Genomic DNA, 12026 nt, shown 5'->3' on the forward strand with positions numbered 1-12026 from the left:
CAGGCAACCGAGGTCATGAAACCTCAGGTCAGAACCGCGCCGATGATCCGGTCACCCCATAGCGGCGACTCAACCAAAGAGAGAGCTTCGTGCGCTGACGTGCGCCCTTTGCGCGTCACCAGCACCGCCGCCTCGACATAGGGGGCCACGGCGTCGACGTCGGGCCCGGTGGTCGCGGGCGGGGCGTTGAAGATCACATAGTCGACGTCTTCGGCGAGCGCCGCGAGCGTCTCGCGCAGAGCCGACGACTGGGAAAAGATCGTTCCCGCGAAAGGCGTTTCGGAGGACGTGAAAGGTATTGCAAACAAAGTTGAGTCTTTGGCCACACGAAATGCGTCGACCGTCATCGAATTGTTGGACCGGGCCAGATCAACGAGGCTCGTGTTCTTGCCGGCGCCCATCTGCTCGATGACGGACTGGCCGCGCTCCGCGGCATCGATGAAGAGGACGTGGAGGCCGTAAGAGGCGAGCATCTGGGCGAAGGCGAAGCCCAGCGGGCCCGCCCCTTCCTTCGGCTGGGCCGAGAGGAAGGCGACCGAGCGCGCCCCCCGTCCCCGCCCGACATGATCGAGGGCGAGCTTGATCGCCCGCAAGGTGCGCAGCACGCGCGGGTCGCGCGGCGCAGCGGAGGCGACGCGGTCGCGCGCGCTCGTGTGCCGTCCGCGTGGTGCGCTGTCGATGACGGGAAGGCCGAGAATGCGGCGCACGTCCGCTTCGTTGTCGATCCGGTCGCGGGCGAATTCGCGAAGCGTGCCGACACCGCCGCCGAGAAATGCCCCGAGCAGGAAACCGAGCGCCAGATATTTCGCCTTTGACGGGCTGGACGCGCCCTTCGGCATGTCGGGCGCCGTGATCACCCGCGCCGGGGTGATCGGGATCGATTGCTGCGGCACGACCGTTTCGAGCCGGGTGAGGGCCGACTGATAGAGCTGCTTGTAGCTCTGTTCGGTCTGTTCGAGCTGATTGAGGCGGTAGAGCGTGCCGCCGTCATGGCCGGTGTTGTTCATCGCATCGTCGAGGCCGCTGCGGAGCGCTTCGACGCGGGTTTGCTGAGCGTCCGCGGTGCCGCGGGCCTGCCGGGCGCGCCGGCGCAACTCGTCTTCGATCTGGGTCTCGGCGTCGGCGACCTCGGCCGCGAGGCGCTGTGCCTCGGGGTGGTCGGCGCCGAAACGCGCCTCGACACGCCGTTGCTGATGGAGCGCGTCACGATAGCGGATCCGGAGCGTCTCGGTCGCGGTGTCATTGGCGGTGCTCATCCCCGCGAGGGCGGCGAGGGCGGCATCCGGTCCCGCCTCGATTGCCGACTCGGCCTGATCGGCGAGGGCGCGGGCGCGGGTCGCATCGGCCTGGGCGAGCACGAGCTGGCTCAACACCTCCGACACCTGCTGTTCGGAAAGGAGCCGCTCACCGACCGAGACGAGGCCGTGGTCCTGGCGGAAGGTCGCAAGGGCCTGGCTCGCGTCGAGACTCGCCTGACGGAGCGTTTCGACGCGATCGCGCATCCACTCGACCGCGCTGTCGGCGGCGCTCGCATTGGCTTCGAGCTGGAAGGCGAGATAGGCGTCGGTATAGGCCTCCGCGATCTCGGCGGCGAGTTCGGGCGCGGGGGCCGTGTAGGAGATCTGCAAGACGTAGCTGCGCCCGATCCGCTGCACGTCGAGCTTCTGACGCAGGCTCCCGGCGAGAAGGGTGCGCTCGCTCGGGCTCGCCGCCGCCGGGTTGGCCTCTGCCGCGGGATCGATCTCGGGCTGCGGCTCGACGAGGGCGACGAGGCCGGACACCACCGATTTCACCTGTCCGATCGCCGCATTGATCGGCGAGGGCTTGATCGACAGGACGTCCGGTCGCGCAGTGAGGTCGAGCCGGTCGACCACCCGCTCGGCGAGCGCCTGGCTCTTCAGAACCTCCACCTCGCTCTGCACCGTCGCGTCACGCAGGGCCGCATTGGGCAATTCGGAGATGAGGTTGACGAGCTCCGCCCGATCTTCGTCGAGTAGGATCGTCGCATAAGAGGTGTAGAGCGGCTGGAGCGACATCGCATAGCCGAGCGCGAGAACGCTGCACACGCCGATCGAGGCGATCACCAGCCACGCCTGCCGCCGCGCCGCTCGAAAGAGAACGCCGAGATCGATGAACTCGCCATGATCGTCCTCGCGCCGCGCAGGCGCGGCGCTGCGGCCATACGGCTCGGCGCGGAAATCGTCCGGTATCGTGTTCATCGTGCTCCGTCCCCGATCGCTCGCGCGCTGGCGGGATCACCTGTTCCCGAACTGCGGGGCCTCGAAAAGGGTCTGTGGGCGCGCTTCATTTCGGGCGGGGCGCAGCCGTGTGCGTGCCGCCTCGAGCTTGTCGTGGAAGACGCCGGCCGCGACGTCGCCGATCGCCGCCGGACGCCGCAACAGTCGCGATCCCGCTCCGACGAGGCCGTGATGGCGCTTCTCGTCGAGGAATTGGCGCAGGCGATGGCGCGCTTCAATACTGCGCCGGTGTTCGAGCACGGCGGCGCGATCGTCGGCGCCGAGGCGCGGGTCGGCGAGGAGGGCGTCGTCGACCACGGCGAGCCGGGCGAGATCGGCGGTCCGGTGCGAGCCGCTCAACGAGCCGTCATGCTCCACCGCGAAATAGCCGAGGCTCGTCGTGAGGCGGAAGCGGGCGCCGGCGAGGAAAGCGCGGGTGTAAAGCTCGTAATCCTCGCCGAGGCGGATATCGTCGGCATAAAGAAGACCATGCGCGTCGAGAAAGGCCCGCCGCATCAACGGGTGGAGAAAGCCGAGCTCGCGCCGACGATAGCCCCGCCGCGTGACATTGCCGCGAACGAAGGTCGCGAAATCGAGATCGTGCACCTCGCCGGGTGTCGCGAGCGGGCGGAAGGTCGCGAGGGTCGCGTCCTCCGTGTCGGGACAGACGAAGAGGATGTTGTCGGCGATGACGTCCCATTCGGGAACGGCGAGAAGGTTCGCGAAGCGACCGGGGAGGATCCGGTCATCCGCGTCGAGAACGGCGATAATCGGTGCGGCGGAGGCCGCGATCGCAGCGTTGCGGGCGGCCGATGGGCCTGAATTGCGGGCGAGCGACAGAACGGTGAGGCGGCCGGTCCCGTCATCGGCGGCGCGCGCCTGCGCAGCCGTATCGTCCGGCGAGGCATCGTCGACGACCACGACCTCCGCAACTTCCGGTTCGGCGAGCGCCGACTGGATCGCGTTGGCCACCGTGGCGGCCGCTCTGTAAGCCGGTACGATGACGGCGATCCCGTCATCGCCAGCGCCGATGCATTCTTCCACGCGCCCTCTACACAAAGTTTGACCTTGAGGTGCACGCACCTGCGGTACAACTTTCGCGCTGCAGCAAACATCCAGCCGCAACGCCTCTCAATAACATTAGTTGGAGAGACCGATCCCGCGCCTCCGATACGCATAGGCAGTCTGCATCGTTCAGGTGCATTTCACAACCAGAGCGGCTGCCGTGCGAATCTTGTATCTCGTCCACGATTTGGCTGATTCTGCGGTCGCCCGCCGCGTCACGATGTTGCAGCGCGGCGGAGCGAGCGTCGTTCTCGCTGGATTTCATCGGACCGAAAGCCCGCCCGGCAGCGTCGCCGGGGTCCTTCCGATCGCTCTCGGGCGGACCCATGACGCCCGAATGGCGAACCGTGCCGCGCAGGTGATGACCGCTTCGGCGCGCGCCGGACGGCTCGCGCGCGCGGTCGGCGCCGTCGATGCGGTGCTGGCGCGCAATCTTGAGATGCTGTCCCTCGGCGCGGCGGTCCGCGGCAAGCTGCCGCGCGCGGTGCCGCTCAGCTACGAGGTACTCGACATCCACCGCCTCCTCCTCGACCGCTCCGTGAAGGGGCGGGCGCTGCGCGAGGTGGAGCGCCGCCTCGCGGCCAATGTGAGCGCGGTGATCACGAGTTCGCCCGCCTTCGTCCGCCAGTATTTCGAGCCGCTCTCCGGGGTACGGGCGCCCGTCCATCTCGTCGAAAACAAGGTGCCCGGCTGGGCAGCGCCGCCGCCATCGCCACGCCTCGCCGACGGTCCGCCCTGGCGGATCGGCCTCTTCGGCGCGCTGCGCGACCGGCGCTCGGTGGATCTTCTGAAGCAGCTCGCCGCCACGCTCGACGGGCTCGCCGAGATCGTCGTTCGCGGTCGTCCGTCGGCGGCGATCTTCGACGACCTCGCTGCCGAGCTCGCGGCGGCGCCGAACGTGGCCTTCGAGGGGGCCTATCGCAATCCGGACGACCTGGCGGCGATCTATGCGGACGTCCATTTCGTCTGGGCGATCGACTATTATGAGGCGGACGCCAACTCCGAATGGCTCCTGCCCAACCGCCTTTATGAAGGCGGGCTCTATGGCGCGGTCCCGATCGCGCGGCAGGGCACCGAGATCGCCCGCTTCCTTGCCGATCGCGATTATGGGCTCGTCCTCGGCGCGGATCCGGCCGAGGCGCTCGCCGATCGCCTGCGAACGCTCGACGGCGAGGCCTACCGGGCCGAGGCGGCAAAGGTCGCCCGCGTTCCGACCGGCGATTTCGTGGCCGATGACGGCGACTGCGCGGCGCTCGTCGCGCTGATCACCGGCGCCATGCCGCGCGTGGAGCTTGCGGCATGAACGCGCCCTTCACCTTCGCCGAGACGCTCGTCGTCCTTCCGACCCTCAACGAGGCGAGCCATATCGGCCCGCTGATCGACCAGCTCCTCGCCGAGGCGGACGCGGTGCCGCTCGCGATCGTGGTCGCGGACGGGGGAAGCACTGACGGCACCATCGCGATCGTCGAGGCGATCGCCGCGCGCGATCCGCGTGTCGTGCTGATCGACAACCCGGACAAGATCCAAAGCGCCGGGATCAACCGCGCCGTGGCGCTGTTCGGTGGCCGCGCGAAATATCTGATCCGCATCGACGCCCATAGCCACTATCCGCCCGATTATTGCCGGGGACTCCTCATCGAGGCGGAGCGGGTGGCGGCGGAATCGGTGGTCGTCGCGATGCGGACGGAGGGGGAGGGCTGCTTCCAGCGCGCCGTCGCGGCGGCACAGAATTCGCGCCTCGGGGCCGGCAATTCCGGTCACCGTGTCGGCGCGAAGGCGAATTATGTCGACCACGGTCATCACGCGCTCATCCGCGCCGACGCCTTCCGGGCGATCGACGGTTACGACCCCGCCTTCAGCCACAACGAGGATGCCGAGTTCGACCTCCGCCTCGCGGCCAATGGCGGGCGGATCTGGCAGAGCGATCGGGTGTCGCTGGTCTACAATCCCCGCAACGCGCCGGGCTCGCTCTTCCGGCAATACCGCAATTATGGCCGAGGCCGGGCGATGACGATCGCCAAGCACCACGCCTGGCCGAAACTGCGCCAATTGATCCCCGCAACGGTCGCGCCCGCGACGGCGATCGGCCTCGTCGCGCTCGTTGTCGCGGCCTTCGGCGCGCCGCTCGCCGCGCTGCTCGCGCTGCCGATGGTGGCCTGGGCGGGGGCAAGCCTCGCTTTCGGCGCATTCTTGCGGCTCAAAGAAGCGTCGCGATGCGTTCTCTTCGCGGGTCCGGCGGCCATGATCATGCATTTCGCCTGGTCGCTCGGGTTCTGGGAAGGGCTGTTGAAGGGATACCGACGATGACGAACGTCGATGTCTGCGTGTGCACCTTTCGCCGCGCCTCGATCCGCGAGACCCTCCGCTCGCTCGCGGATCAGGCGGCCCCGGCGACGATCCGCGTGATCGTCGCCGACAATGACGAGACCGACGCCGCCCGCCCGGCGATCGAGGCGATCGGAGCCGATCTCGGCCTCGATCTCGTCTACCGTCACGCCCCGGCGCGCAATATCTCGATTGCCCGGAATGCGACGCTCGACGCCGCGACGGCGCCCTTCGTCGCCATCCTGGACGATGACGAGATCGCCGATCCCGCTTGGCTCTCCCGCCTCCTCGCCTGCCAGGAGGAGACCGGGGCCGACATCGTTCTCGGCCCGGTCGTCGCCCTTTATGACGAGGCGGCGCCGCGCTGGATGCGGGACGGGGACTTTCACTCCGCCGGTCCCGTCCATGTCGGCGGGACGATCCGCACCGGCTACACCTCGAACGTCCTGTTCCGCCGGGATGCGCCCGCCCTCGCCGGGGCGCGCTTCCGCCCCGATCTCGGCCGCACGGGTGGGGAGGACACGGAGTTTTTCGCCCGCGCCTTCCGCCTCGGCGCGCGCATCGTCGAGGCGCCGGACGCGATCGTCAGCGAGCGGGTCGACGCGCGGCGCCAGTCGCTCGGCTGGCTGATGAAGCGCAAATTCCGCTCCGGCCAGACGCACGGATTGCTCCTCGCGCAGGCGGCGCGGGGGCCTGTCGGGCAGGGGCGTTCCCTCGCGCTCGCCGGCGCGAAATGCGGCGTCTGCACCGTCGCGGCGCTTGCGATGCTTCCCTTCGCCCGCCGCCGCATTTCCTGGACGTTGCGGGCGAGCCTCCACGCCGGCGTGGTCGCCCAGCTTCTCGGGATGCGCACGCTCGTTCAGTACGGGGCGGATCGGTCCATTGCCGCCAATTGATGTCAGCGTCGTCGTCGCCGCCTACAATGCGGCCGACAGCCTTCCCGAGGCCGTTGCGAGCACGCTCGATCAGGGCGTCTCGATCGAAGTCGTGATCGTCGACGACGCCTCGACCGACGACACGCTTGCCGTCGCCCGCGCGATCGCCGATCCGCGCGTCGCCGTCCATGCGATGGAGGCGAACGGGGGACCGGGCGCGGCGCGCAATCGCGCCATCGAAGAATCGCGCGGCGCCTATGTCGCAGTGCTCGATGCCGACGACGTCTTCCTGCCGGGCCGCCTCAAACGGCTCGTCGAATGCGCCGAGGCGAGCCGCGCCGATATCGTGATCGACAATGTCCTCGTCGAACGAGAGGACGCGCCGCCCGAGCCGCTCATCGCCGAACCGCAGCTCGCCGCGATGCGCGAGATGGACCTTGCGACCTATATCGCCGGCAACCATCCCTTCGCGCGCAATCAGAGCCTCGGCTACGCCAAGCCCTTCTTCCGCCGCGAAATGCTCGACCGGCTCATGCTACGCTACGATGCGAGCCTGCGCATCGGCGAGGACTATCTCCTGATGGCCGACGCGCTCGCCGGCGGTGCACGCTGTGCGGTGGAGCCGAGCGCCGGTTATCTCTATCGCCGCCGGGAGGGGTCGATTTCCGCCCGGCTCGCGGCGCGTCATGTCGCGGCGATGAAGCGGGCGGACGAGGATTTCGCGCTCCGCCACACGCTCGATGCGAATGCCCGCCGCGCGCTCGCCGAACGCACCCGCGCGCTCGACGACGCCGCCGCCTTCATCGACGCGGTCGACGCGCTGAAGGAAAACCGGATCCGTGCGGCGCTGGCGCGCGTTGTTGCCCGGCCGGGGGCCGCCTGGCATTTCCGCTATCCGATCGCCGCGCGCCTCAAGCGCCTACGCGGCGAACTGCGGGCCAAGATGGCGGGCTGAACGGGCCGGCGCGCGGCGTGTCCGGCGCGTCGTGCGGTGCGCTCTGGCGCGCTCCTCCATCAGCCGGACCATCGCGAAATAGAGCAGGAAGGTGCCCACCGTGTAGGGCATCAGAAAGTCGATCTCGACGAAGGAGCGCATCAGGAGCAAGAGCGCAAAGGTGATGGTCAGCGCGTTGAAGACCGTGACGCGCGCGCGCAAGATCGTCCCGGCCGACTGGACGAGGAGCGTCACGAGCATCGCCACCATGAGCCCGAGACCGACGAGGCCGAGCCCCACCGCCATCTCGATATAGGTGTTGTGGAAGTGAAAGCCGGTGCGCGCGGTGATGTAGAACTCGCGCCACAAATCCTCCGCCGGCGGATAGCCGATCCGCCAGAACGCCTGATAGCCCATGCCGAAGAGCGGACTTCCCCCCGCCGCCTCGATCCCCTTGCTCCACAGATAGGTCCGCCCCGTCAGCGTCGGATCCTTGCCGAACGCGCCGAGCACGCCGCTGAAGACGCCGAACTGGATCGCGACGACGACGAGGACGCCCAGAAAGAGCCCCGCAAGCCCGATGAGGACGAGCCGCACCGTCGGCTTCGTCCGCGATGCGGCGAGGATGGCGCCCATGACGAGCGCCGCCCCCGCGACGGTGATCAGCGAGGTCGCCGAATCCGACGAAACCAGCAGGAATCCGCCGAGCGCCATCACGATGCAGCCGAGAAGGCGCATCGCCACCGAGCGCTCGAAGAGCGCCGCGATGCCGAACAGGATCGCGAGGGAAGAGAAGAAGCCGAGCTGGTTCTTGGAGGAAAAGGCGCCGGTGAAGGCGTAGGTCGCGTCGATCACGTCATAATGGTAGCCGCCGATCGCGAGGGAATAGAGGCCGACGAGGATCGAGCCGATGAGCCCGCCGAGGACGAAGCCCGTTCGCCCCGAGATCCGCGCCGCGACGACCGCGCAGACGATCGTCGTCGCGTACTGGATCCCCGTGCGCAGCGTGCCGGAGGGATGATCGGACCACAGCGTCGAGGCGATCGCGAGGCCGGCGAGGGCGAACACCGCGAGGGTGCCGCCGAAATATTTGAGCGCCAGGCGCGGCTCGACCGCGAGCGGCAAGAACCAGACGGCGTAAAGGGCGAGGATGGAGACCTGACCGAAGCGCGTCGAATAGGCGAAGACGAACATCGACACGGTCATCGCCGCGGCGATATAGGCCGTGTTCGCGGGCTCTGCGGTGACGATGCGCTTCGCAATACGGGTCACTGGGTGGCGCTTTCTCCCTCGTCGGCCCGCGTGCCCCGCACCTCCCAGTTGGGTGAACAGCTCGCGGAGCCGGCGAAGCGGCACGTCTCGCCTATCGGCGTATAAGCGACATAGTCGACCATCATCGCCGCCCACTCGATCGACGGATCGGGCTCGCCGAGCCATTCCGTTGTGCCGCGTCCGCCATTCCAGATGCTGAAGAAGATCTTCTGATCGGCCTCCGGCATCGGGCCCTCCGTCACCTCGCGCACCAGCGTTCCGTTGACGTACCAGCGCAGCGCGTCGGGGGTCCATTCGAAGGCATAATCGATGATCGAGCGATCGGCGGGGGCCGCCAGCGGGATCTTAACCGCGCCCTGGTCCTTGCCGGCGACGAAATGGTTGCTGTCGAACTCGTCCATCGACCGACCGAGGATCTCGACGTCGATCTCGTCGTGCGGATCGCCGAGATGGGGGCCGGTATAGGTGAAGAAGGCGGAGACGAGGCCGCTGCCGCGCGCCGCCTTGATCCGCGCTTCATAGAGGCCGAAGCCGTAGGTCTCGCGGCTCTGGATCTCGGCGCACGCATAGTCGCGCGTCTCGCCTTTGTCGGTCTCGGTCGGCGTCTTGGTGAGGCGCAGATAGAGCGCGCCGTTGCCGACGCTGACCTCGTCGCGCTGCCAGATACAGCCCATGTGCGCGCCGTTGGTCCATCCGTTCGAGATCGTCCAGCGCTGGCCATCGAGCCGGTCGAACCGATCGATGAAGGCATCGCCGGCGACGGCCGGTCCAGCGAGAACGAGGGAGAGGGCGAGCGCCGAAAGCGATCTCATCGGGGGAACAGGCGACATTCCATCCTCCGCGGGCAAATGGCCGCTCGACGGCAAGCGGCGTCGTCAGCTTTGGCCCATGCCATAAGAGGAGGGATCAACATATGATAGTGTGGGTCGCCCATTTATGCTGCACTGCAATGTCGGATCAGGCCGCCAACCGTCGAGGCGATGGCGAGCGGCCTCGCGCATTCCCGCGCTCGCCGGACGCCTGGCTTGCGACGACAGGCCGCGCGCCTCTTGAACGGGGCGGATCCGGACCGAGCCGGCCAATGGAGGATCTGTGGTGCGAATCCTGTTCGCCGGCGGCAACGGCTATCTTCCCGAATTCAACGGCGGTGTTCAGTCGAGCACGGACCATCTGGTCCGCCAGACGATCGCGGCCGGACACGACGCGGCCGTCCTCGCCGCCCTCTTCGGCGACAGCCTGTTCGGCTTCAAGGCACGGGTGAAGCTGAAGATGGGCCGCGCACCCGTCGCGACCGACCACACCCTCGGCTACAAGGTGATGCGGGCGTGGTTTCCTTGGGATGCGGCGGGCCACGTCGTGAACGCGTTCAAGCCGGACGCCGCGCTCGTTCAATGCCACAAGGCGGTTCGGGTCGGAAAGGCGCTCGCCGCCTATGACGTGCCGCTCGTCGTCTATCTGCGAAACGTCGAATATCACGAGCTCGAAGGGGATGTGCGCGAGCTGCCCGGTGCACGCTTCATCGCCAATTCCGCGTTTACCGCCGGCGCCTATAAAGACGCGTTCGGGATCGACAGCGTCGTCATTCCGCCGACGATCGATGCCGGGAAATACCGCTTCGAGACGAGCCGGAACTTCGTCACCTTCATCAATCTCTATCCCGAAAAAGGGTACGAGAAGGCGCTCGCGCTCGCGAAGGCGTGCCCCGAAATCCCGTTCTTGTTCGTGGAGAGTTGGCGGCTCGACGATGCGGCGCTCGCCCGCATTCGCGGCGAGCTCGACGGGCTCGCCAACGTCACCTTCATGCGCCGCACCGACGACATGAAGACCGTCTATGGCCGCACGAAAATCCTGCTCGCGCCAAGCAAATGGGAGGAGGCCTGGGGCCGCGTCGCGTCCGAGGCCCATTGCAGCGGGATCCCGGTGGTGGGCTCGACCCGCGGCGGTCTTCCCGAGGCGATCGGCCCCGGCGGCGTGACGCTCGATTATGACGCGCCGCTCGAGGATTGGGCCGCCGCGCTGCGGCATCTGTGGACCGATCCGGCCGCCTATGACGGGGCGAGCGAGGCGGCGAGGCGCTATGCCGAGCGTCCCGCGCTTCAGGCCGGCGCGCAGTTCGAGACCTTCATGGACGTCATGGAGGCCGCCGCCGCTCGCGCCGCTCGCCCGGTCGCGGCCTAGCGATGTTGCAGCGATCGCCGGCCATGGCGGCGTCCGCCCCGCGTGATCGGGCGAGGCCCCGGCTCGCGCTGAAGCCGGTGAGCGCCCCCGCCAACGCCTATTCGGGGCTCTTTTCGCGCCACATCGATCCCGCGGCGCTCGATATCGTCTCGTTCGAATGGGACGGGCTCGGGCGGGGGGCGTACGATGTCGTCGTCTTTCACTGGCCGACGGAGTTCTTCCGCCCGACGCGCCGCAAGGCGACCCTCACGCTCCTCGCCAAGATGGCGAGGGACAAGTGGCGGCACGGGACGTGCTTCGTCTGGGTGGCGCACAATCTCGAGCCGCACGATGGCGGGTCGATGCGCTCGGCGCTGACGAGCCATCTGTTCACGAGCCTTCTCGACGGGGTCGTCTACCTCTCCCGCTCCTCGCGGGAGGAGGCGCGCCGCCTCTATCCGGGCCTGCGCTTCGCGAAGGAGCTCGTGACGGTCCACGGGCGCTATGGAGCGGGCACGCCGCCCCGTCCGCTGCGCGCGGCGGAATGGGGCAATCGGGTACTCTTTTTCGGCAATATCCGAGGCTACAAGAATGTGGAGCGCCTCGTCGAGGCGGCGCGCGGGGTCGCGCGTGCGCCGTTCGCGCTGACGGTGATCGGCACGGCCGGAGAGGCGGGCCTCGGCGAGGAGATCGCCCGCCGGGCGGCCGGCGATCCGCGCATCGCGATCGACATCCGCGACGCGTTCGTCGCCGACGAGGAGCTGGAGCGCGTCATCGACGCGCACGATCTCGTCGTCCTGCCCTACCGCAATATCCTGAACAGCGGCGTCGCGCTCCATGCCCTCGGGCGCAACAAGCCGATCCTCGCCCCCGCGATCGGCAGCTTGCCGGAGTTGAGGGAGGCGGTCGGCGCCGATTGGGTCCGTCTCTTCGACGGGGACATCTCGACCGACGTGCTCGAAGACGCGCTCGCGGCGCCGCTTCCGAGCGAGACGGCGCCCGACCTCACCGCCTATGCGTGGCCGAAGGTGGGCGCCGATATTTCACGCTTTCTCACCGCGCTCGCGGATAGAGGGGCGCGGCCTGCATTGTAAGCGCCTGCCTCAGGGGTGAGGCGGCCGGGCGATGGTGGGCGCGTGACGGCGCACACCCGCGCCCGTG

Annotated in this window: 10 protein-coding genes; 6 read left to right on the forward strand and 4 right to left on the reverse strand. The window is 68.3% G+C overall.

Annotation, left to right across the window (positions count from 1 at the left end):
* Positions 1–23 precede the first annotated feature (23 nt).
* Positions 24–2219 (reverse strand): GumC family protein, encoded by a 2196-nt coding sequence (locus L1787_RS00655; protein WP_235706540.1) that lies wholly within the window; start codon positions 2217–2219, stop codon positions 24–26.
* A gap of 36 nt (positions 2220–2255) precedes the next feature.
* Positions 2256–3281 (reverse strand): glycosyltransferase, encoded by a 1026-nt coding sequence (locus L1787_RS00660; RefSeq protein WP_235706541.1) that lies wholly within the window; start codon positions 3279–3281, stop codon positions 2256–2258.
* A 358-nt stretch (positions 3282–3639) separates the two neighbouring features.
* Between L1787_RS00660 and L1787_RS00665 the strand changes: the two genes are divergently transcribed.
* Genes L1787_RS00665 through L1787_RS00680 form a run of 4 tightly spaced genes read left to right on the forward strand, consistent with a single transcriptional unit; the run spans position 3640 to position 7457 of the window.
* Positions 3640–4605 (forward strand): glycosyltransferase, encoded by a 966-nt coding sequence (locus tag L1787_RS00665; protein WP_235706542.1) that lies wholly within the window; start codon positions 3640–3642, stop codon positions 4603–4605.
* Positions 4602–5609 (forward strand): glycosyltransferase family 2 protein, encoded by a 1008-nt coding sequence (locus L1787_RS00670; RefSeq protein ID WP_235706543.1) that lies wholly within the window; start codon positions 4602–4604, stop codon positions 5607–5609. Before L1787_RS00665 ends, L1787_RS00670 begins: the two co-directional genes overlap by 4 nt.
* On the forward strand, positions 5606–6523 hold the full coding sequence (locus L1787_RS00675; protein ID WP_255720143.1) for a glycosyltransferase family 2 protein: 918 nt from the start codon (positions 5606–5608) through the stop codon (positions 6521–6523). The genes L1787_RS00670 and L1787_RS00675 overlap by 4 nt, the downstream gene beginning before the upstream one ends.
* The gene (locus L1787_RS00680) at positions 6510–7457 is read left to right on the forward strand and encodes a glycosyltransferase family 2 protein (protein ID WP_235706544.1); all 948 of its coding nucleotides are present in this window, start codon (positions 6510–6512) and stop codon (positions 7455–7457) included. The genes L1787_RS00675 and L1787_RS00680 overlap by 14 nt, the downstream gene beginning before the upstream one ends.
* Here the strand turns inward: L1787_RS00680 and L1787_RS25905 are convergent.
* Positions 7422–8708: an O-antigen ligase family protein gene (locus L1787_RS25905; RefSeq protein WP_235706545.1), complete on the reverse strand. Its 1287-nt coding sequence runs from the start codon at positions 8706–8708 to the stop codon at positions 7422–7424. The genes L1787_RS00680 and L1787_RS25905 overlap by 36 nt on opposite strands.
* On the reverse strand, positions 8705–9538 hold the full coding sequence (locus L1787_RS00690) for a family 16 glycosylhydrolase (protein ID WP_235706546.1): 834 nt from the start codon (positions 9536–9538) through the stop codon (positions 8705–8707). Before L1787_RS00690 ends, L1787_RS25905 begins: the two co-directional genes overlap by 4 nt.
* A 265-nt stretch (positions 9539–9803) precedes the next feature.
* On the opposite strand from L1787_RS00690, the gene L1787_RS00695 reads away from it, so the two are divergent.
* Together L1787_RS00695 and L1787_RS00700 are read left to right on the forward strand one after the other, a co-directional pair.
* On the forward strand, positions 9804–10886 hold the full coding sequence (locus L1787_RS00695; RefSeq protein WP_235706683.1) for a glycosyltransferase: 1083 nt from the start codon (positions 9804–9806) through the stop codon (positions 10884–10886).
* Between the two features lie 23 nt (positions 10887–10909).
* A complete protein-coding gene (locus L1787_RS00700; RefSeq protein WP_235706547.1) occupies positions 10910–11959 on the forward strand; it encodes a glycosyltransferase in 1050 nt (349 codons plus the stop codon).
* The last annotated feature ends 67 nt before the right edge of the window (positions 11960–12026 follow it).

Source organism: Acuticoccus kalidii (assembly GCF_021556395.1).
GTDB classification, from domain to species: domain Bacteria; phylum Pseudomonadota; class Alphaproteobacteria; order Rhizobiales; family Amorphaceae; genus Acuticoccus; species Acuticoccus kalidii.

What these genes read in the sequence shown, in the direction of transcription:
- L1787_RS00655 (WP_235706540.1), bottom strand. Translation starts at nt 2,219, where the DNA reads ATGAACACGATACCGGACGATTTCCGCGCCGAGCCGTATGGCCGCAGC.
- L1787_RS00665 (WP_235706542.1), top strand. Translation starts at nt 3,640, where the DNA reads ATGGCGAACCGTGCCGCGCAGGTGATGACCGCTTCGGCGCGCGCCGGA.
- L1787_RS00670 (WP_235706543.1), top strand. Translation starts at nt 4,602, where the DNA reads ATGAACGCGCCCTTCACCTTCGCCGAGACGCTCGTCGTCCTTCCGACC.
- L1787_RS00675 (WP_255720143.1), top strand. Translation starts at nt 5,606, where the DNA reads ATGACGAACGTCGATGTCTGCGTGTGCACCTTTCGCCGCGCCTCGATC.
- L1787_RS00690 (WP_235706546.1), bottom strand. Translation starts at nt 9,538, where the DNA reads ATGTCGCCTGTTCCCCCGATGAGATCGCTTTCGGCGCTCGCCCTCTCC.
- L1787_RS00700 (WP_235706547.1), top strand. Translation starts at nt 10,910, where the DNA reads ATGGCGGCGTCCGCCCCGCGTGATCGGGCGAGGCCCCGGCTCGCGCTG.